We start from the raw sequence: 20,974 nt of genomic DNA on the forward strand, positions 1-20,974 counted from the left end.
CACCTAATTGAGTGACACTTAAACGAGCTACCACAAATATGTTTTGCCAAAACAAGCGACTAACAACAAGTTTTGAAAACAGTTAGACTTATAAAGTAAAAGTCGAAAATTTGTGGCTCAAGAGATTAGTTTCAATCAGTTATATGCCCTTAGTCCAATTCCAAGAGCAAGTCACTTAATGCACTGAAAATACTCTTTTTTGGAGAAGGGTGAAAGAATTTTATAGCGTTTCTCAGTTGGGTGGAATATATTGCAGTTCTGACGTTTCCCCCACCTTGGTAGGGAGATGGCAATGCCATGTCCCTACAGAATGTATCGCACCCAAGCGAGAATTGCTATACAACTAATCTTTAGTGGCTGCACAGTGAATAGAGTTTTTCACTGAGTAAATTTTCCCGAAAGCGGACGTTTAGTTTTTGATTTTTTAACACTAAACTACCAGCAAAAACCTTAGTAAAGAGGAATTAACATGGCACTTATCAACGGCACTCCTGGAAACGACCCTAATTTGAAGGGAGGCACAGAAAATGACACCATCAATGGTTTTGCCGGAAACGATAACCTCTATGGCGGCAATGGCATGGATACCCTCAACGGAGGAGAAGGCAATGACACCTTAGTTGGAGGTGCTGGCTTTGACATTCTTACGGGCGATCTTGGGGGTGATATCTTTGTATTTAAAGGAGTTAGTTCACATGGAGCTATCCCAGGCGTTGGTTACTACGTTCAGAGTGCTGATGGTTATGACATCATTAAAGACTTCAATCCAGCTCAGGATGCTATCAAAGAATATGTTCCTGCTCCTAAGGTGCCGCCTGGTAGTGATAGCCCTCCTGACAAGTTGAAACACGTTACAGGCGCACCCATCATGCCTCCACCTGAGGTTCTTGGCGCTTTGAAAAATAGAGGCACAGTCAGTACATTTCCAGCGCTTGACACTGGTGATTTTTTGAGCGATCGCATAAGTTATGTAAATCAATTTGAGTCGGGATTTAACCCGATTTTTACACAATCGCTGCTGTTTTAAATTTCCGAACTTTAAGCGCTAGATATGACCCAGGCAAAATGCTTGTCTGTCACTGTTCTAGCGCTCAGATAAATCCGAGCAATAAAATTAAATTGTATTATCTAAGTGTTACCTAACTGAATAACATTTAAATGAGCTACCACAAATATATTTTACCAAAATAAGTGACTGGTAACAAGCTCACAAAATAGTTAACCTTATAAAGTAAGGGTTAAAAACTTGCCAATTAAGAGATTAGTTTCAATCAGTTCTCTGCCATTAGTCCAATTCCAGTAGCAAATTGTCACTCAATGCACTGAAAATACGCTTGGTTGGAGAAGCTTGAATGAATTTTATAGTGTTTTTCAGCCGGGGGGAATGTATCGCGGTGCTGACGTTTTCGCCGCCTTGGTAGGAATATGGCAATGTCATATCTCTACAGATGTATCGCATCCAAACCTTGAATTGCTATACAACTAATCTCGCATTTAGCGGCTGCACAGCGAATAGAGTTTTTAACTGAGTAATTTTCCACAAAAGCAGATGGTTAGCCTTGTGTTTTTTAACACTAAGCTAACAACAAAAACATTAATAAAGAGGAATTAACATGGCAATTATCAACGGTACTTCTGGAAATGACCCGAATTTAAAGGGGGGTGTAGAAAATGACACCATTACTGGTTTTGAAGGAAAAGATGACCTCTATGGAGGCAATGGCATTGACGATCTCATTGGTGGCGCTGGCAATGATACCTTAGTTGGAGGTGCTGGCTTTGACACTCTCACAGGCGGTGCTGGCAGCGATATTTTTGTATTTACCAACGTTATTGGCTGGGGCATACAGATGGGAGTTGGCTATTATGTCCAGAGTGCTGATGGTTTTGACATTATTAAAGACTTCAATCTATTTCAGGATGGCATCAAAAGTTATGTGCCTGCTACTCCTAACGTTCCTGCCCACTTTAAACATATTTTAGGTGCAATCCTTATTGTGCCACCTCTGGTTAGATTCGCTTTAGCAAATAGCAATTTAGTCAGCCAAACTGCAAATATTGACTTTAGTAGTTTGGTGAGCGATCGCGTAACTTTTGCAACTCAATTCGAGTCAAATTTGAACTTGAGCTTCATAGAATAGGCGCTATTGTAAATTTGGGTAAATTAGGGAGTGTTTAACGCTCAATTCTTCTTTTTAAGGTGTGTTAGGAAGAAGCGAAAACTTTCTAGACATCTTACAAGCTTTGTTGCAGTAAAATACCCAACTCAGTTCTTCACTTACCTGAATGGAGACAAATCCCGTGAACCCTAAACGCTGGCTCCAACAGACTTTGCAGTTGGGTCTGGTATGCTCGTTGGCGATAGTAGGGGCGCTTTTCAAAGTCAGTCGCGTATGTGCCCAAATCGTACCCGATGAAACCTTAGGAACGGAAAGTTCTGTAGTGGTACCTGTTGCTCCTGGCATTCCGGTTGAATTTATCTTTAGCGGTGCAACACGGGATTCCAACTTGTTTCATAGTTTTAAACAATTCGATATTGGAGAAATTGGAGCCGCCTATTTTCTTCCTCCTCCAGCGATTAAAAACATACTGAGTCGGGTGACAGGAGGGAGCCGTTGCGAGATTTTGGGGACGCTGGGGGTAATTGGCGATGCCAATCTATTTTTAATTAACCCCAATGGGATTCTCTTTGGCTCAAAGGCTTCTCTGGATATCGGTGGTTCGTTTGTAGCGACGACAGCGAATGCAATTGCGTTTGACACTCAGGGTTTTTTCAGTGCTTCTGCGCCGAATGTTCCCCCAGTTCTAACGGTCAATCCTTCGGCTTTTTTATTTAATCAAATTGCCCCTCAGCCGATTGTTATTCAATCTTCTGAGATAGGTTTACAAGTTCCTGATGGTCGGAGTTTGTTGTTAGTGGGTGGGGATATAGAGTTGCAAGCAGGGCAGTTAAAAGCTCCCGGCGGTAGCGTCGAGTTGGGAGGAGTGGCGCAAGCAGCAACTGTAGGGCTAAATGTTGATGGGAACAATCTGCATTTGAATTTTCCGGCAGGGGTGCAACTAGCAGATATTTCTTTAACAGAAAAAGCGGTCCTTGATACCAGTGGTGAGGGCAGCGGTGCTATCCAGCTTTCCGGCAAGCGGATTACGCTCACCGATGGCTCAAAAATTGAGGCGAACACCATCGGGTCAAATCTAGGGGGGACGATTACCGTAACCGCACAGGAGTCCCTCGAACTCTTAGCCGGAAGCCGCTTGTTAACGCAGACTATCGGAGATGGCGCGGCTGGAGACGTAACAATTGAAACTGGGCAGTTGATTGTCAAAGATGGGTCGCAGATAGGAAGTGTTACTTTTAGCACGGGTCAGGGGGGAACGTTAAGCGTATCTGCTGCAAAGTTTGTGGAATTGATTGGTACTTCAGCAGATGGGGTAGATGTTAGCGGCTTGTTTACTCAAACTGAAGGTGCTGGAGCCGCCGGAAACTTAACGCTGAAAACTGATCGGCTAACTCTCAAAGATGGGGCGCAGGTCTCAGTTTCTACGATTGATGCAGCAGGTCAGGGCGGAAAATTGAATGTTACCGCACAACAGTCCGTACAATTGATTGGCACCTCCGCAAAAGGAAATCCTAGCGGTTTGTTTGCAGCAACTCAAGGCGGCTCCGGAGCTGCTGGAGACTTGACCGTGAAAACCGGACAGTTGATTGCTCAGGATGGGGGACAGGTTTCTGCTTCTACTTTTGGCGGCGCGACAGGTAAAGGCGGAACGGTGAGCGTCACCGCAGATTCGATACAACTCATTGGAACGTCAGCAAATAGTCAGTTTAGAAGCGGCTTGTTGGTGGGGACAACAGGTAGCGCCGCCGCGGGAGACTTGACGGTTGAAACGGGACAGTTGACTGTCCAGAATGGAGCGCTGGTATCGGCGGGAACTTTAGGGGAGGGTCAGGGAGGAAAATTGACCATCACCGCTAAGAAGTCTGTGCAGTTGGTAGGAATATCGGCTCAGGGGCAAGCCAGCAGCTTGCTGACTCAAACATCAGGGGCTGGAACTGCGGGAGACTTAAAAATTACCACGGGGCAGTTAATTGTCCAAGATGGCGCTCAAGTCAATGTCAGCAGCCAAGGGACGGGAAATGCAGGCAATCTAGAAATCGAGGCAGGTTCAATTCTTTTAGACAACCAAGCCGCCCTGACTGCAACAACCAAATCGGGAAATGGCGGCAATATTACCCTACAGGTGCAGGATTTATTGCAGTTGCGCCACGGTAGTAGCATTTCCACCACCGCAGGCACCGATAAGGCAGGTGGAAACGGCGGCAATATGGACATCAATGCCAAATTCATTGTCGCCGTCCCTGAAGAAAATAGCGATATTACTGCGAATGCCTTTGAAGGTCGGGGAGGGAATATCAATATCACAACCTCTGGCATCTTTGGCACCCAGTTTCGCCCCCGCCTCACGCCAGAAAGTGATATCACGGCGAGTTCGGAATTTGGTGTAAATGGCGCAGTCAATATCAATACCTTGGATGTCGATCCCAGTCGCGGGTTAGCGACTTTACCCGCGGAGTTGGTTGATGCGTCTGGATTGGTGGCACAAACTTGTCCGACTGGTGGGGGGCTTGCACAAAGTGAATTAATCTTGACTGGGCGCGGTGGATTGCCGGACAATCCCAGCGAAACCCGAAGCAGCAGCGTCGTTTGGACAGATTGGCGAATTTCTCAAACAAGCCGTCCAAATCGGATCTCGCACGCTGCAAAAGCTTTCCCTCGCTCAACTGCGGTTGCCGAATCTCAGGCTCATTCCCCGGCGATACCTTTCGTGGAAGCGACTGGATGGGGGAGAAATCATCAAGGTGAAGTCGTGCTGATGGCTGCTGTTTCTTCTTCCCCTAAGAGTTTAGCGTTAGCGTCCCAGTGTCCTCGCTAATATTGCGATCGCGTCTTGATGATTCAGTGTTAGCAAGTTAGTTCAACTTTTATGGAAAAAGGTTAAACGTGAGCATCTAAATGGGTAGGCTGTGTTAGGCTATTGCGTGAATATACGGAAACCTTACCGTCAAGGTAATGCTAGCCAAGCGTGTTAATTCGCAGAGTGCTTCGATCGCTGCATTGCCACCCTTGTTGGATAAGAAGCGCGATCGCGCTGGGTACGATCGCCGCTGGGAGCGATCGCGCGATCGCCCAAAATATCACCCTTGATGGCAGCCTCGGCTTGGTAAAAACCTTAACGGGTCCTAATTACGTTATTCCTCAATCAGCGGGTCAAACCGTCGGCAGTAATCTGTTCCACAGCTTTGGAAAATTTAGCCTCAACGCAGGCGAGGTAGCGGGTTTTAGCAGCGCCGCCAATATCCAGAATATTCTGTCCCGCGTTACAGGGGGTTCTCCCTCCTTGATTAACGGCTCAATTTTTACCGATCAGCCGGTCAACTTCTTCTTGATCAATCCCAGTGGCATTCACTTCGGGTCAAAGGCTCAACTCAATGTCGGCAGCACCACCAGAGGCTCTTTTGTTGCCACCACGCTGGATGCTTTGGTGTGGGCGGATGGTAGTCAGTTTAGCGCCACCAATCCAGAAGGAGCGAGTAGCTTACTGACGATGGTTGGCGATCCGAGTGGGTTCATCTCTTCACAACTGCCGAAACCAATCGTGGGTTCTGCTAGCACCCTGAAAGTCGCAGAAAATCAGACTTTGTTGTTATTAGGCGGTGATGTGAGTTGGAAGGGCGGGCTTTTACAAGCGCGGAGTGGTCGAGTCGAGTTGGCAGGAGTCGCAGAACCAGGAACCGTAAAGCTGAATGTCGAAGGCAATCGTTGGCGCTTGAAATTTCTAGATAGCGTCGTCCATGCAGATATATCCCTCACGAATCAAGCCGTAATTGATGTCAATGGTCAAGGTAGCGGGGCGATCCAGCTTTCCGGCAGACAGGTGACATTCAGCGATGAATCAAAAGTGTCTGCAAATACCCTGGGGAATCGAAATGGACAAGGAATTTTTATCCAAGCTGTGCGGCTGATCGTTCAAGGGGGTTCTCAGGTATCTGCAACAACCACCGGCAAGGGGAAAGGAGGGATTATCGACATCAATGTCTCTGATTCGGTAGAACTGATCGGCACCTCAGCGGATGGTCAAAAACCCAGCAAACTCGCCAGTGATGTTAAAGATGCAGGGGGAGATGCGGGAAACGTGACAATTACGACCCGGCAATTGCTAGTTCGGGATGGGGCGCGGATATCAGCGAGTGGTTCCGGAACGGGGCAGGGAGGAAGTATCAACGTCTATGCCACCGATCGGGTGGAACTGAGTGGCACCGCACCGAGCGATCGCCGTCCCAGTGGATTGTCGGTTCAAACTTCTAGAGGCAATGGGAAAGCTGGAAACTTAACGATTACCACTCGGAAATTGACGATCCGAAATGGGGCAGAAGTCTCTGCGGCTACTTTTGGGGCAGGTTTCGGGGGAAATGTGGAGGTGAATGCCTCTGAGTTGGTAGAACTGATTGGGACTTCAGGGAATGGAAAGCTTCGCAGCAGATTATTTGCTGGCACCGGCAACCCCGCCGATGTCATCCGAGACGGAGATGGTTCCCCCTCCGATAGCAGTAATCTTCCGGCATTTTCGACCGGAGATGGGGGAAGTCTGACGGTTAAAACTCAGTGGTTAACGGTTCGGGATCGGGGACAAATCTCTGTGGGCAGTCAAGGGTTAGGAAAAGCTGGCGAACTCGAAATTGACTCTGGCTCTATCCTGCTAGACAATGGGGCGACCCTCAACGCCCAAACTGTATCCGGTGACGGCGGGAATATTCGATTGCGAGTGCAAGACTTATTATTGCTGCGCCGCAATAGTAACCTTTCCACCACCGCAGGCACTGCAAAAGCAGGTGGAGATGGCGGGAATCTGGACATCAATGCCAAATTCATCGTCGCTGTCCCGACTGAAAATAGCGATATTACCGCCAATGCCTTCCAAGGTCGGGGAGGGAATATCAACATCTCCACTTCTGGTATCTTTGGTAGCCAGTTGCGATCGCGCCCAACCTCCCAAAGTGACATCACGGCGAGTTCGGAATTTGGAGTCGATGGTACCGTACAAATTAATACTTTGGATGTCGATCCCAGTCGCGGGTTAGCGACTTTACCAGCCGAATTGGTCGATGCTTCTGGATTGATAGCACAAACTTGTCCGGCGAGTGGCAGCAACGTCGCGAGTTCTTTCACCGTGACGGGAAGCGGAGGGTTGCCGGACAATCCTAGCGAAACCCGAAGCAGCAGTGCCGTTTGGACAGATTGGCGTCAGGTTGCACCAGCTTCCACTCACTCCCAAAAGGATGTTGCCATACAGTCAAACTTGACAAAAGAGCCGGTAGAAGCACAAGGTTGGGTGAAAAACGATAAAGGCGAAGTTGTTCTCACCGCTGCTGTTCCGTACTCCTCTCTTCATTCCGGGCTAACAACCGCTAAGTGCTATGTGCCGTAATCTTTCTGGGGGCGATCGCTTATTGTTGCTTCGGCTAAGTTTAGCCATACTGAGTATCTGCTTGACGGCGCAAGCAGCGCAATCGCTTCCGGAAACGATTGACTCGGCTCAAGTTCCTCAACTCCCTCCGCCACAAGACATCATTCAACCGCTACCTCCCTCCCCTTCGCCGCTTCCGTCCCCGGAAACGCCTGCGCCACTACCGCCGCCAGAAGACTTACTCCAGTCCCCCACCCAGCCTTCCCCAGACGAGGAGACACCGGGGGAGACGGTTCCTGGCAACATTACGGTGGAAAAGTTTGAATTCATCGGCAATACAGCTTTCAGTTCCGAAAAGCTAGCGGAAATTACCAAGCCGTTTACCAATCGACCAATTTCTTTTGCCGAACTGCTGCAAGCTCGAACTGCTGTCACCGAGTTTTACGTCAACCAAGGGTATATTACGTCAGGTGCCCTGATTCCCGCCAACCAAACGATTCAGGGAGGCGTCGTCACCATTCAGGTCGTCGAAGGCGGCTTAGAAGACATTAAAATTAGCGGCACGCGACGGTTAAATTCCAACTACGTGCGATCGCGTTTGGCTGTCGCCACCTCAAAGCCGCTCAATCGAGAGCGTCTCTTAGAAGCATTACAACTGCTGCAACTCAATCCGCTGATTGCCAATTTATCCGCGGAACTCTCTGCTGGAACCCGTCCGGGATTCAGTTTGCTGGAGGTTCGGATAACAGAGGCGAAGACCTTTAGCACCCAAATCGGCATCGATAACGGTCGTTCTCCCAGTGTGGGCAGCTTCCGACGCCGATTGCAAGTGAATGAAGCGAATTTATTCGGTTTGGGAGATGGTTTAAGCCTTGCCTACAGCAATACGGATGGCAGCGATAGCTTCGATACTTCTTACACACTGCCGATTAATCCTTACAATGGCACGTTCAGCGTCAGCTACGGCACCACATCCAGCGATGTGATTGAGCCACCCTTCGACCGACTCGATATTTATGCCGCCTCGCGCTACTATGAATTGACGCTGCGCCAGCCAATTGTTCAAACCCCCACCCAACAATTCACCGTCGGTTTAACAGCATCTCGGAGGGAGAGCGAAACTTCTTTGCTAGAGATTCCGTTTCCCCTGTCGGCGGGCGCTGATGACGAGGGACGCACCCGGATATCAGCATTACGATTGTTTCAGGAATGGACGCAAACCGGGACTCGCCAAGTCATTGCCTTGCGATCGCAATTTAATATCGGACTCGGTGCCTTTGATGCAACTCTCAACGAATCTGGTCCCGATAGTCGCTTTTATTCATGGCAAGGGCAAGCCCAGTGGGTACGCCTCCTCGCCCCAGAAACGTTGCTATTGGTGCGTGGCAACGTGCAACTAGCAGATAGAACGCTAGTCCCTTTAGAACAATTTGGTTTAGGCGGCTTAGAAAGCATTCGGGGTTATCGTCAGGATGCTCTGCTGACGGATAACGGCGTCTTGCTAAGTGCAGAACTTCAGTACCCAGTGCTGCGCGTCCCCCAAGTGCAGGGCGTTCTCCAAATCATTCCGTTCGTCGATTTTGGCACCGCCTGGAACAGTTCGGGCACAGAAGATCCTGAACCCAATAGACTTTTATCGGTTGGGTTAGGATTGCAGTGGCGGCAATCACCACGCTTCAGCGCCCGCCTGGACTGGGGAATTCCTTTAGTGAATCTCTCTTCGAGGGAAAGAACATGGCAAGAAAACGGTCTGTACTTTTCCGTGCAGTACAATCTTTTCTAAAGTACGGGCTTTTCGGATTAACTTTGACCCTTTTGCTTTCTTGGGGTCAAAAGGTACACTCTCATTCGCTGCTGTTGGCAAGTCAGTACGGGCACGGCAGTGCTGTGTCCCTACCTCGTCAGGCGTTACCTTCCAGGGAAACCTCTGCCCCAAAGAGTCTCGCTCTCCCCTTACCCCCCTTTTTAAGGGGAGCAGAAGAGGGGAGAAGAATTCTTCCCCCTTCCCTACGAGGGAAGGGGGTTAGGGGGTTAGGTTTCCTCAATTCAAGGGAAACCTCTGCCCCAAAGAGTCTCGATCCCCCCTTACCCCCCTTTTTAAGGGGGGCAGGAGAGGTGGCATTAGATGCTACCGAACTAAGTTCCAATGCAACTCAAGTGGAACAGGGACGTGAATTTTATGAAACTGGACAGTTTGTTGAGGCGGTAAGGATTTGGCAACAAGCGGCAAACACTTTTCAAGCCCAAGGAGATATCCTCAATCAAGCTTCTACTTTGAGCTTCCTGTCCTTAGCTTACCAACAACTCGGACAGTGGACGGAGGCAACGGAAGCGATCGCAAACAGTCTGAAACTATTAGAAGCGAGAAATCCCAACAAAGACCACTTGCCCGTTCTCGCCCAAGCTTTCAACATCCAAGGGCAGCTGCAATTGGCACTCGGACAAGCGGAACAAGCTTTAACGACTTGGGAACAAGCGGCGGCTATTTATACGCAAGCAGGAGACAAGGCGGGAATTACGGGTAGCTTAATTAACCAAAGCTTAGCGCTGCAATCTTTAGGGCGTTATCGTCAAGCTGCGAAGGCATTGACTCAGGTAGAGGAGACGCTGGCGAATCAACCCAATCCGATGAAAGCGATCGCGCTCAGTTCTTTCGGTAACACCCTCCGCGTCGTTGGCGATTTAGAGAAGTCCCGGCAGGTTTTGCAGCAAAGTTTGGATGTCGCCCAGCAACTCAAGTCTCGCCCAGACATTAGTGCAGCGTTCCTGGGTTTAGGAAATACCGCGCGATCGCAACAGGATACGGAAGCAGCTTTAAAGTTTTATCAACAAGCCGAATCAACTGCCCCTTCCCCAATGACCCGCAACCAAGCCAAACTCAATCAATTGAGCTTGTTGGTGGAAACGAAGCAATTGAGCGCTGCCAAGGCGTTGGGTTCCCAAATGCAAGCGGAAATTGCGAATTTACCCCCCAGTCGAACGGCTGTTTATGCCAAGATTAATTTTGCCCAAAGTTTGACGCGACTCAAACAAGCTGACACTGCAAATACTTCCTCCTGGACAGAAATCGGTCAGGTGTTAGCGAATGCAGTTCAACAAGCCAAAAGTATCCAAGATATCCGGGCAGAAGCTTATGCGCTGGGACATCTCGGCGGACTATACGAACAAACTCAGCAATTGCAGAATGCCCAAGACTTGACTCGGCAAGCGTTACTTCTCGCCCAATCAATTAACGCCTCAGATATTTCCTATCGCTGGCAATGGCAATTAGGACGCTTATTGAAAGCGCAGGGAAAAACCAAAGATGCGATCGCTGCTTACACGGAAGCGGTGAATATTCTCCAATCTCTCCGCAGCGATTTAGTCACCATTAATCCTGACGTTCAGTTTTCTTTTCGAGAGGAAGTCGAGCCTATCTATCGGCAACTGGTCGAGTTGCTATTGCAAACAGAGGGAACTTCACAGCCAAGTCAAGACAATCTCAAACTAGCCCGTAACACGATTGAATCTCTACAACTCGCCGAACTCGATAATTTCTTTCGCACCGCTTGTTTGCAAGGCAAAACAGTCCAAATCGACCAAGTCATCGATAAAGACGATCCGACCGCCGCAGTCATCTATCCGATTATTTTGGCAGACCGATTAGAAGTCATTCTCAAGTTACCTCAACAACCGCTACGCCACTACAAAACTGCTATCAGCCAGAGTGAAGTAGAAAGAATTGTCGGAGAATTGCGAAAGCAACTGACCAAACCGTACACGCTGCGAGAAACTCAAGCTTTATCTAAGCAAGTCTATGATTGGTTGATTTTACCTGCATCGCAGGATCTCGCGAGCAACATTAAAACTTTGGTATTTGTCCTAGATGGTTCCTTGCGAAATATCCCGATGGCTGCACTCTACGACGGTCAACAATACCTTGTCCAAAAGTATGGCGTTGCATTAACTCCAGGGTTGCAGTTACTCGGCCCCAAATCTTTAGAACGGGGAAAAATCAAAGCTTTAACTGCCGGAATTACTGAATCTCGCCAAGGGTTTGCTGCGCTCAACAATGTAACCCTGGAATTAAATCAGATTAAATCTGTAGTGCCCACTACGGTACTGCTCAATCAGGAATTTACCAGTACCGCTTTCCAAAAAGAAATGAATGCGGTTTCCTTTCCAGTCGTACATCTTGCCACTCACGGTCAATTCAGTTCTAAAGCTGAGGAGACATTTATTCTAACTTGGGATAATCGGATTAATGTCACTCAGTTGGATAATTTACTCCGAATTAGAGATACGAACCGACCAACTGCGATCGAATTACTCGTCCTCAGTGCTTGCCAAACCGCTACTGGGGACAAACGGGCGGCTTTAGGACTGGCTGGGGTTGCGGTACGCGCTGGGGCGCGGAGTACCCTCGCGTCTCTATGGTCGCTGGACGATGAGAGTAGCGCCCTTCTGATGAGTCAGTTTTATCAAGAGTTAACCAATACCAAGGAGACGAAAGCGGAAGCACTCCGGTTTGCCCAGCTGTCTCTGTTGCAGAATCCGCGATACCAGCATCCCCGTTACTGGGCACCCTACGTGCTAGTGGGGAATTGGCTATAGTTGCGGGAAGATTTCAAATCTATAGCAATATCTCGTTTGAATGCAGTGGGGAACTATCGGTAATTCACCGAAAAGTATTAAATTTCAAACAAGAACGCGCTTTTTAACCGGCGCATCTTCAAGCTGGCAGTAAGGGCGACTGTAGCAGAGGGGCGACTCTAGAGAGTGCTGAACTAAGAAGTCAGGATCGCTCATCACCTGCTCAGTTGCACCATCGTAGACGACCTGACCCTGACTCAAGACTACCGTGCGATCGCATAACTCCAAGGCTAAATCTAAGTCGTGGGTGGCAATCAGTTGCGTCAGCGGCAAGCTTTTTAACAACTCGATCAACTGGCGACGAGAACGGGGATCTAGCTGAGCCGAGGGTTCGTCAAATACCAACACTTGGGGGTTCATTGCCAGCACGCCTGCGATCGCAATCCGCTTCTTTTCGCCTCCAGATAAATTATCTGTATTCCTCTGTCCATAGCGTTCTGGATCGATATCCACCGCTGCCATCGCCTGAAGCACTCGTGCGGTAAGTTCCTTGTCTCGCAAGCCTTGATTCATCGGACCAAAGGCAACATCTTCCCAAACTGTGGGCATAAATAACTGATTATCTGGATTCTGAAATACCAGCCCCACAAAATTCCGAATTTTTTGCAAATTCTCCTTTCTGACAGGCCATTCTCCAATGATGATTTCTCCCGCTTCGGGTAAGAGAATCCCATTCAGATGTAACTGCAAAGTGGACTTTCCCGAACCATTGGCTCCAATTAATGCCACCCGTTCAGTTGCTTTAATCGATAAATTAATTCCCCTGAGTGCATGAGTTCCATCAGGGTAGATATAGCTAAGATTTTCGATAAATATTGGATTATGGTGCATAGCAAAAATTAAAAATTTTTAGAATAAATAAACCACTTGTCCCAGCAGTGCCAAAATTACGGTTAAGGTTAAAGCCACAATGTCTCGGTGTCCGCCCGACGGCACCTTCTCGACGGGCGGTAGCCCTTGATAACCCCGCGACAGCATTGCCTGATAAACCCGCTCCCCCCGCTCATAGGTACGGATAAATAGCGTTCCCATCATGTTGCCAATCACCTGGCGTTGCCAGTGGTTACTGCCCATCAAGTTGCGAGAGGCTGCTGCCCGACGCATGGCGTTAACTTCCCCAATCAGGACGCTAATGTAGCGATACATGGATGCTAGAATCGCCACCAATAGGGGTGGGGTTCGCAAGGCGACTAATCCATTCAGGAGCGCTGCAACCGAAGTAGTTAAAGTCAGCACATTTAGCATCATCAGCGAAAGTAGCGCTTTGAGGGTCACGCTACCCAAAACCATCAGCCCGACGGTAGTAATCCGTAGCACTCCCCAAGACCACAACACCTCGCCGCCGTCCCGAAACAAAGTGCCTAGCAGTACAACGCCAATAAAAGCAAACTCAACGGCGATTCGCTTCAGCAGGATGCTCCATGTCACCCGACTCAGGAGAACAACGCCTAGCACGCCTAACCCATAGATTGCCCAAGTCCACCAGCGTCCGTTTGGCGTCAGGGCGATCGCAAATACAAGGAGTAGCGTACACAGGATTCGAGTCCGGGATGCTAATGAGTGCCAGGGAGTTTTGCGATCGCTATCAGCATCTAGTTGAACGGCAATAATGTGCAGCAGCATTCGCTTTACGCTTTAGTTCTTAGCTATCCAGGGGGCCATCTGGATTATCTGAGGACGAGGGGACTTCATAGTCTGAGGAAGATGAAACAGAATTGCGAACCACCAGCTTGCCGATGCCCCAAGCCAAACCAAATGTTGTTAAGGTTCCAATCAAACCGGCTAAGGGTGTGGCGAGTCCTTCTGGTACGCCTCTGAGGGCATATTCTTCAAAAACAGCGTAAAAGGGGAGTTTTTGGGCGGGTGCTTCTTCGGCTGCTTTATCCTCAAACTTTAGATCCTGAGAAACTCGGTCTAATCCGTCTGGATCTGAGCTAGCGAATGGAGACAAAAAAATTGCAATCAGCAGGGCAACACCCAATCCAGTGATGACAAAAGCCCGGTTGCGTTCCCGTGAGAGGTTGCTACTCATAAACGTTTAATCCCTTTCCTATATAACTAGATGCACGCAGTGCTTAACGCTGTGACAGCGAACGAGATGCAGTGGAAACAGCTCGGCGGGGTGGATCGAACAACAGATCGGGACGCGATCGCCATACATAACTCACTGCTACGACGGTAATCAGTGATTCTCCAATGCCGATTAGGACGTGCCAAAATGCCATTGCCCCTACGGCTACCCCAAAGGGCACTGTTCCGGACAAAGCTAGTTGTACTGCTGTCAAAATTGAGGCAATAAACACGCTTGCCCAAGCTGCAATTGCCGTACCCACTAACATTCCCCGCCAGTTATCCCGTCCTAAGGCAAAGCGAATTGTTTTGTAGAGGTAGTAACCCGCAAAGGTGCCAATGAGTCCCATATTGGTGATGTTGGCTCCTAGCACAGTCAGTCCACCATCTTGAAACAAGACTGCCTGGACGATGAAGACTGCCACCATGACGAGCGATCCCGCCCACGGGCCAAGTAAAACTCCCGCGAGCGTCCCACCCAGCAGGTGCCCGGAGGTGCCCCCTGGAATTGGGAAATTAATCATTTGGGCGGCAAAAATAAAGGCTCCACACACACCCATCAGCGGGACTGCCCGTTCCTGGTAGTCAGCCTGCACTCGATTTAGAGCGAGTGCAATCAGTCCGATGGCGAGTACCCATGTCACGAGGCTAACGGGCAAGCTCAAGAAGCCATCTGGAATGTGCAAGGCTAACTGCGGCTGTATTATCCAGTGCAGTAAGCCAGAGGAGACAATACTAGGGAGCGGGGCTGTAATTATCATTAAAAATTGTCCTTTACTGCCAGATTATTTAATAAATCCAACCCTCTAATAAAACATAAATTTTTCAAAAAAAGCAATGCGATAGGGGGGCATTGAGGATTTTTAAGTTAATCATTGTATGGTGAAGAAATCTGTTACTTTTGGCATAATTTGAAGGAATACTCCTCCTCTCTAAGACTGAGATTCAGAAAATCTGCGATCGCAAGGTGTATAAGCGATCGCATCTGCGCGTCAGGACATTGCGAAATCAAAAAATGATGTTGTAGGGTAGCCCCTGCAACATCATTTCCCCAATTAATAACACTTAATTTGCCGAGCCGCTGCTGCTCAAAACGCGGATAAATTCCAGGGGTAAGCCGTCGGTATCGGCAATGAAAGCGACTTCGTAGACGCTTGAGCCGATCATTTGCTGCGTTGGCTCTAAAAGTACCTTCAGGGGAAAAAACTGCTCTGGAGAAGTCTGTGCTGCCTCATCAAAGCGTTCTTTTAAAGAATTTAACCAACTCGGCAAATCAGATGCGGTATCGGTGATATCAAAAGACAAATGGTAGTACCCGACGTAATGCTCATCTCCAAAAGCGTCAGGGGCGGGTTTCGGTTGCGGAATCTGGATTAATTCAATGCGTCCGAGACTACCCTCCATCCAGCAGGCAAGGGTGATCCCGGCGGTGAAGCGTTCGCAGACAGTAAATCCCAGATGTTCGTAGAAAGCGATCGCGCGATGAATATTTGCGGTGCGGATCGAAACATGATGCATGATTTTTGTCCTTTGCGATCAGTCTTTAGCCCTTAGTGTTTAGTCTTTCGCGATCGTCTGCCAGTCTTTACCCAATTGACAATAACTAATCACAAATGACCAATGACTAATCACAAATGACTAATCACGAACGAAATTATTCAAACAACCGAAAATAAGGATATCTCACAGGGATACCCGGTTCTTTTTCCAAATCGAAATTAATCACTTCCCAGCAGGGTTCTTCTTCCGGTTCCGGGCTAAATTCCACCGGCAATCCGTACAGCCTGGGTTTCGGCGGATCTGACTGCCCCCGCCAAGGGGTACTGCGTTCCAGATAAGCACTAATTAACTCCCGATAACGACTGGCAATAATGACTCGCGTCGCTCGGTAGCCTTGAGTATACAGTCGGTCTAGGGCTTCGTGAATCTCAAACCGAATCCCATCCGGATGGGTGTGCTGCCGGTACCATTCATCACTCCACCGACGCCAGTGACGCCCAGACTGTAAGTGAATCAGTTCACCAGTCTTCGGATCTGCCTCAAAGGCACCATGACGCGGACACAGATAAGTATCCGTTAGCGTCAAGGCCGGAATCGTTTGGCGGCAATGGGGGCAGTGAATCTCCGGCCCAAAGATCGGGTACTGTAAGCCTGGATTCATCATGGAGTGTGTATCGGCATTCTATGTATCTGTCCAACGGTGCCAGTGGCTTTATTATATCTGTGTAGGTGAAGCTTCGCCCTCACCATAAAGAGTGTGGTTATTTTGTGGAGTCACTGAGCGCATCTTGTGAGTAGTTTAAACCCGTCCCTCGGTTCCGATAATTCCTATTGGCCTAGCCCCGATCTCTCCTTAGCTGCCTTTGTCGCCCCGAATGCCGTTGTCATGGGTTGGGTAAAGATTGGTGCAGGGGTCAGCATCTGGTTTGGGGCTGTGGTGCGAGGAGATGTAGAACGCATTGAAATTGGAGAACGGACAAATATTCAGGATGGTGCGATTTTGCACGGCGATCCCGGCAAGCCAACCATTGTGGAAGATCATGTAACCATCGGGCATCGCGCTGTGATTCATTCGGCTCATATTGAACGCGGTTGCCTGATTGGCATCGGCGCAGTGGTGCTAGATGGCGTGCGCGTGGGGGCTGGAAGTCTTATCGGTGCTGGCTGTGTGGTGACGAAGGACGTGCCCCCTTTGTCGCTGATGGTGGGGATGCCTGCCAAGCGGGTGCGCGAACTTTCTGAGGCTGAGACGGCAGAACTGATCGAACACGCAAGGCGCTACGAGAAGTTGGCTTTGGTTCATGCAGGCAAGGGGACGGATCTGGGATTTACGACGCCCCATTGATGTCTGGGACAGTTGGGGAGTTCGGATAAGTCAAGGGATGTATCAAACTGTCCCCCGATGCCTAAAAATAAAATATGAGAATTGTTCAAAAATCTTTAAGCAATAAGAGAGGAAACTTCAATGGAGTTTGACTGGCGCGTGTTAATCGTTTTGCTGCCAATTGTCGCAGCAGCAGGCTGGGCAGGGTTTAATATTCTTCCGTATGCTCTGAAACAAATTCAGGGTTTTCTCAACAGATCCTGAACGAGACGATACAAGTAATTAGCAGTAACCCCCTTGTTCCCCTTAGTCTGAGAGGATCGAGGGGGTTCTTGGTGGAGAAGACTGGACAAGGAGTACCACCTAACCCTACCCCTGCCCCTCCCCGCTCTTCTTGGAGGGTTTCAATATTCTATTCTCCCCTCTCCGTGGAGGTCGAGGGGCTGGGGGTTGAGGTTCCGAGGGATTTTAGCTCCGAATGCTCCGCTGACGCGCCGCTTCGCGAACAGGAGATTGGCAAGCCGAATCGTTGAACGAAGAATATCCGCCCTATCAGTGCGGAGAATGTTATTTCAGAGACAAATCTTCTTGAGCGATCGCGGCACCAGCGGTCCACGGTTTCTTATTGTATTCAAAAGCGCCAATATCTGGTTGCTTCCCTACAAATCCATTGGTGTAAGGAGAAATGACCGCACCTTTATCTACAGCCGCAGAAGTAGCAGTGAGTTGATAGTCGTGGTTGCTTCTATTTACAAACTGTACATCGGGAACAGTGATTTGACCTGCCGCATCTTTTTCCATGACAATATTGTTTTCCACTGTCATCCCCCCTGCGGACTGGGTATCTTTAAATTCTTTAGCAATATTATTTTTGAGGATAGTACCTTTCATATTAGATCGAGACGGTTCCCACCAAATCTCTCCATCTACAGTGTTGTTATACACTTGCCTATTTGTATTTAGACAGGGAGTGCCGTGACTGTTAATCGCAATCCCATGCTTGGGAATATTCCACAGAACATTGTGATGCACTACATAGTTAGAACTGTTGCCGTCTAAATAAATTCCCATGCTGCCAAAATAATGCAAACTGGGGTTGTATTCTGCTTGACTATCGTGAATTTTATTATAGGCAATCTCAGTCCCTTTGCCATCATGTCCCCATGCCTGCACCGTACCTCCGTCGCTATTTTGCCGCCCCATATTAAATGCTTCGTTGTACATCACCTTGCCCTGCGTCAATTCATTGATATTGATCGCGCCTGGAGTTCCTAAATCAAATAGAGTGTTGTACATAATTGCATTGCCTGCGCCTTTAATATGGATGGCGCTGCTAGTCCCGGAGTAATTTGTATCGTGGATAATAGAATTAGTAATTTTACTCGAATTGCCTTCGATTCTAATTCCCGCTCCTGCCGCATACCTAATTTCGCTATTTTTTACTTCGTTATTATTTCCTCCCAATAAAATAGCTGGCGCTCCTTGGTCATACCAAAGATGGGGAATTACTGCAAAATTAGAACCATACAAAAGCTTGACTTGATTAATTGAAATATTAGAACTATTATTTGAGTGAATGCCTGCCGCGAAAATATTGATATTTTCTATGCTTATATTAGATTTACTATTAATCTCAAATGCCCATTGCCTTTTTTTTACTTCTACACGTTTGCTTGCAGGATTGCTTCCATCTATCGTCCATAAATATAAATTTCCCGAAGTATCTCTAAACCATTCTTTCGGTGCATCCAAAGCTTCATACTTACCCCAAATATAGTAGTAATTACCCGCTTTTGGAGCATAGCCTAGAGAGTTTGCATAATATTGATAGTCGCTAAAATTAATAGTTTTAGGGGTGTGACTGGTAATCGTGCTGGTATGGGGTGCCCAATTTGGACCAGGAACGTGATTGACTTTGGCGTTATTCCAAAAACTAGTAGGAAAGTCACTTAAAGCTTCATCTAAAATTGTGCCGCTGACTCGTGAATTGTCAGCAGCATTTGGGTTGCTAATTGAACCACCATCAGCGATCGCTTTGTCTTTACTGGTAATTTGTGCTGGGTTTTTGTTAATATTAGGCCATCTAGCCTCGACCATCATTTCATCATTTACAAAAACCTGGTTATTCCCTTCACCTAAATCCCAGTTCATTGTTGCTTTGTAGACTTTTCCGCTGGGGTGATTGTGCAGAGTCCAATTAGAGATCGGATCTGCACCGCTAATTGTTACTTGTTCGTTTTGATAAGCTTTAAAAATAATGGGTTTTCCCGCAGTTCCAGAATTAGCGGGGATAACAGTTTCTCGATAAATCCCGCCTTGAATCAAACAGGTATATCCAGCCGTCGCTACACTGGCACACTTTTGAATATTTTGAAAGGGTTTAGACAAAGTTCCTGAATTAGAATCTGCGCCAGAGGGCGATACATAGTAAACTTTTGAGTCTTGTGCAGAGACTGAACCAGGTAAGTTTACTTTGCTACTTATCAAAACTAGGCAGAATACTGTAACAAAAATTGAAAATAACTTCCCAGCAATACGAAAGTTTTTATTTAAATAATTCATTGTGGAAATACCATATATGGTTTAATAATTTAAGGTATTTTTAGCCGAAAATTGTATTAATTTTCGGCTAAAAACTTAGGTCAAAAGCCAGAAAAAAGCAAGCTGAACCAATCTCCTTTCTCCCGATAATCGGCTACTAAAAGTGCTTAAATAAACGATTCAGAATAGAGCCTAGTATGCGGTACATCATAGCCCTCTGGAGCTTTACTGAAATCCGTAAAAATTCGGACGATCAAAAAACTTCAGCGTCTCCGGAACGAGAATTTACTGAAGGGTTTTTCTCGCTCATTGAAAGTTGGTGGACGCGGTAGCGAAGCGGTGTTGCTCTTAGAAAACCGCTCTATTGCAATCATTAGCGAATTGTTAGCGTTGAGGGTAAGGGCGGGTGATAACTGCCTGTACAGCACGTCATCTGTCAACAGGGACATTTTCAACCCGCCCACGGAAGTCGGCTCTCCCTAAGCTAAAACCTTACTTAGAGGTTCGTCTCGCTACAAGGTTGCAGCTACCCGTTGAGTTTACTTAAAGGGTTCTAGCTGATCGGCACGTAACCAGACATTTGGTGCTGGCACCTGACCAAATTTGACGAGTGCGTAGTCACCCCGCAATTGTACAACTTCACCCTTGGTTTCAAATATGTAGGAAGGGAAGCGCGAGTCGCTAGCTTGCGCTTCCACACTGTTTTCTAATTTTTCTCGCACAGCACGAACCAAATCGCCACTTTTGACTGCCATATTTTTGTTCTGCCCTTGTGTCTAGTTCATCACTATTTTAGTTTCTATGAGGGCGGGAAAATCATCTGAAAGCAAATTTACTTAGAGGATGCCTGAAAAAGTCCTAATTGAGACGCTTAGATGGTGGAGATCCCCCTTGAAAAGAAGGAATTTGAGCTGAATTATCCCCTTTCTAAGGCGGGATAAACAGATAATATCAACTTTTGATACTTTTCAAACATCGTCTAAACGCTCGCTCTTTCAAAGCCAGTTCACGAACGCGGACGTCTATTTGCTCTTTGCGGCTTGTGGTTCAATAACACCCCGAAGCTAGTTTCGTAAATCATTGAGAATTTTTGCACTAATCGAAATAAAATGAGCTAAGTTAATAAATATACTAATACTAAATATAGAAGTACATTTGGTTTGCAAGATTAAAAGTTTTTCTAACTAATTATTTTATTTTAAACTGAACCAAGTTATCTTGGATTATCTCAGTAATCAATAACACTCAAACAGGCAATTAGCAGCTAGTCGCCAGGAAAGGAGTAACTCGGTGAATAAGCCATTAAAACTGAAGTCCCGCATTTTGCTAGGGCGTGTCATCAATTAGATAAGCTAGAGCAACAGAGAGAAGAAAAGGCTGAGCAATGACACGACGGTATGCCCTGCGCGATGACCAATGGGAGCGGCTCAAAGACTTGTT

16 protein-coding genes are annotated in these 20,974 nt (G+C 47.6%); 8 read left to right on the plus strand and 8 right to left on the minus strand.

Features of this window, described 5'->3' with window-relative positions:
- Window positions 1-469 precede the first annotated feature (469 nt).
- From H6F52_RS26075 to H6F52_RS10075, 6 genes are all read left to right on the plus strand, one after another.
- Entirely contained in the window at window positions 470-1,027 is a 558-nt protein-coding gene (locus H6F52_RS26075; protein WP_190534229.1) for a calcium-binding protein, read from the plus strand.
- A 586-nt stretch (window positions 1,028-1,613) separates the two neighbouring features.
- Window positions 1,614-2,141 carry a hypothetical protein gene (locus H6F52_RS26080; RefSeq protein WP_190534232.1) on the plus strand — a complete coding sequence of 176 codons (528 nt, stop codon included), beginning with the start codon at window positions 1,614-1,616 and terminating at the stop codon, window positions 2,139-2,141.
- Between the two features lie 160 nt (window positions 2,142-2,301).
- Window positions 2,302-4,935, plus strand: a complete 2,634-nt coding sequence (locus H6F52_RS10060; RefSeq protein WP_190534235.1) for an S-layer family protein — start codon at window positions 2,302-2,304, stop codon at window positions 4,933-4,935.
- Window positions 4,936-5,085: 150 nt separating this feature from the next.
- Entirely contained in the window at window positions 5,086-7,488 is a 2,403-nt protein-coding gene (locus H6F52_RS10065) for a filamentous hemagglutinin N-terminal domain-containing protein (RefSeq protein ID WP_190534238.1), read from the plus strand.
- The gene (locus H6F52_RS10070; RefSeq protein WP_190534241.1) at window positions 7,478-9,250 is read left to right on the plus strand and encodes a ShlB/FhaC/HecB family hemolysin secretion/activation protein; all 1,773 of its coding nucleotides are present in this window, start codon (window positions 7,478-7,480) and stop codon (window positions 9,248-9,250) included. The genes H6F52_RS10065 and H6F52_RS10070 overlap by 11 nt, the downstream gene beginning before the upstream one ends.
- Window positions 9,251-9,582: 332 nt before the next feature.
- Window positions 9,583-12,060 carry a CHAT domain-containing protein gene (locus H6F52_RS10075; RefSeq protein ID WP_347276203.1) on the plus strand — a complete coding sequence of 826 codons (2,478 nt, stop codon included), beginning with the start codon at window positions 9,583-9,585 and terminating at the stop codon, window positions 12,058-12,060.
- A gap of 84 nt (window positions 12,061-12,144) precedes the next feature.
- Here H6F52_RS10075 and H6F52_RS10080 read toward each other — a convergent pair whose 3' ends face one another.
- From H6F52_RS10080 to H6F52_RS10105, 6 genes are all read right to left on the minus strand, one after another.
- Window positions 12,145-12,930, minus strand: a complete 786-nt coding sequence (locus tag H6F52_RS10080) for an ATP-binding cassette domain-containing protein (RefSeq protein ID WP_190434952.1) — start codon at window positions 12,928-12,930, stop codon at window positions 12,145-12,147.
- Window positions 12,931-12,948: 18 nt separating this feature from the next.
- Window positions 12,949-13,722, minus strand: coding sequence for a cobalt ECF transporter T component CbiQ (gene cbiQ / locus H6F52_RS10085; protein WP_190534248.1), 774 nt, complete (start codon window positions 13,720-13,722; stop codon window positions 12,949-12,951).
- Window positions 13,723-13,741: 19 nt separating this feature from the next.
- The gene (locus H6F52_RS10090; RefSeq protein ID WP_190411035.1) at window positions 13,742-14,131 is read right to left on the minus strand and encodes a PDGLE domain-containing protein; all 390 of its coding nucleotides are present in this window, start codon (window positions 14,129-14,131) and stop codon (window positions 13,742-13,744) included.
- Window positions 14,132-14,174: 43 nt separating this feature from the next.
- Window positions 14,175-14,930: an energy-coupling factor ABC transporter permease gene (locus tag H6F52_RS10095; RefSeq protein ID WP_190434947.1), complete on the minus strand. Its 756-nt coding sequence runs from the start codon at window positions 14,928-14,930 to the stop codon at window positions 14,175-14,177.
- A 304-nt stretch (window positions 14,931-15,234) separates the two neighbouring features.
- The gene (locus tag H6F52_RS10100; RefSeq protein ID WP_190430292.1) at window positions 15,235-15,687 is read right to left on the minus strand and encodes a VOC family protein; all 453 of its coding nucleotides are present in this window, start codon (window positions 15,685-15,687) and stop codon (window positions 15,235-15,237) included.
- A 136-nt stretch (window positions 15,688-15,823) separates the two neighbouring features.
- Window positions 15,824-16,333 carry a TIGR02652 family protein gene (locus tag H6F52_RS10105; protein ID WP_190411032.1) on the minus strand — a complete coding sequence of 170 codons (510 nt, stop codon included), beginning with the start codon at window positions 16,331-16,333 and terminating at the stop codon, window positions 15,824-15,826.
- 126 nt (window positions 16,334-16,459) lie between these two features.
- Here H6F52_RS10105 and H6F52_RS10110 point away from each other — a divergent pair, with 126 nt between their 5' ends.
- Window positions 16,460-17,014 (plus strand): gamma carbonic anhydrase family protein, encoded by a 555-nt coding sequence (locus tag H6F52_RS10110; protein ID WP_190534250.1) that lies wholly within the window; start codon window positions 16,460-16,462, stop codon window positions 17,012-17,014.
- Between the two features lie 120 nt (window positions 17,015-17,134).
- Complete coding sequence (locus H6F52_RS10115; protein WP_190430290.1) at window positions 17,135-17,257, plus strand: photosystem II protein Y; 123 nt, start codon at window positions 17,135-17,137, stop codon at window positions 17,255-17,257.
- A 303-nt stretch (window positions 17,258-17,560) separates the two neighbouring features.
- Here the strand turns inward: H6F52_RS10115 and H6F52_RS10120 are convergent, their stop codons facing one another.
- Together H6F52_RS10120 and H6F52_RS10125 are read right to left on the minus strand one after the other, a co-directional pair.
- On the minus strand, window positions 17,561-19,555 hold the full coding sequence (locus H6F52_RS10120) for a right-handed parallel beta-helix repeat-containing protein (RefSeq protein ID WP_190534253.1): 1,995 nt from the start codon (window positions 19,553-19,555) through the stop codon (window positions 17,561-17,563).
- 518 nt (window positions 19,556-20,073) lie between these two features.
- Complete coding sequence (locus H6F52_RS10125; protein WP_190411028.1) at window positions 20,074-20,289, minus strand: NAD(P)H-quinone oxidoreductase subunit O; 216 nt, start codon at window positions 20,287-20,289, stop codon at window positions 20,074-20,076.
- Between the last annotated feature and the right edge of the window lie 685 nt (window positions 20,290-20,974).

Source organism: Coleofasciculus sp. FACHB-542 (assembly GCF_014695825.1).
GTDB lineage: Bacteria > Cyanobacteriota > Cyanobacteriia > Cyanobacteriales > FACHB-T130 > FACHB-T130.

Excerpts from the sequence above, each read along its gene's own strand:
- H6F52_RS10120 (WP_190534253.1), bottom strand. The coding sequence starts at position 19,555 with ATGAATTATTTAAATAAAAACTTTCGTATTGCTGGGAAGTTATTTTCA.
- H6F52_RS10090 (WP_190411035.1), bottom strand. The coding sequence starts at position 14,131 with ATGAGTAGCAACCTCTCACGGGAACGCAACCGGGCTTTTGTCATCACT.
- H6F52_RS10115 (WP_190430290.1), top strand. The coding sequence starts at position 17,135 with ATGGAGTTTGACTGGCGCGTGTTAATCGTTTTGCTGCCAATTGTCGCA.
- H6F52_RS10080 (WP_190434952.1), bottom strand. The coding sequence starts at position 12,930 with ATGCACCATAATCCAATATTTATCGAAAATCTTAGCTATATCTACCCT.
- cbiQ (WP_190534248.1), bottom strand. The coding sequence starts at position 13,722 with ATGCTGCTGCACATTATTGCCGTTCAACTAGATGCTGATAGCGATCGC.
- H6F52_RS10125 (WP_190411028.1), bottom strand. The coding sequence starts at position 20,289 with ATGGCAGTCAAAAGTGGCGATTTGGTTCGTGCTGTGCGAGAAAAATTA.
- H6F52_RS26080 (WP_190534232.1), top strand. The coding sequence starts at position 1,614 with ATGGCAATTATCAACGGTACTTCTGGAAATGACCCGAATTTAAAGGGG.
- H6F52_RS26075 (WP_190534229.1), top strand. The coding sequence starts at position 470 with ATGGCACTTATCAACGGCACTCCTGGAAACGACCCTAATTTGAAGGGA.
- H6F52_RS10100 (WP_190430292.1), bottom strand. The coding sequence starts at position 15,687 with ATGCATCATGTTTCGATCCGCACCGCAAATATTCATCGCGCGATCGCT.
- H6F52_RS10095 (WP_190434947.1), bottom strand. The coding sequence starts at position 14,930 with ATGATAATTACAGCCCCGCTCCCTAGTATTGTCTCCTCTGGCTTACTG.
- H6F52_RS10105 (WP_190411032.1), bottom strand. The coding sequence starts at position 16,333 with ATGATGAATCCAGGCTTACAGTACCCGATCTTTGGGCCGGAGATTCAC.
- H6F52_RS10070 (WP_190534241.1), top strand. The coding sequence starts at position 7,478 with ATGTGCCGTAATCTTTCTGGGGGCGATCGCTTATTGTTGCTTCGGCTA.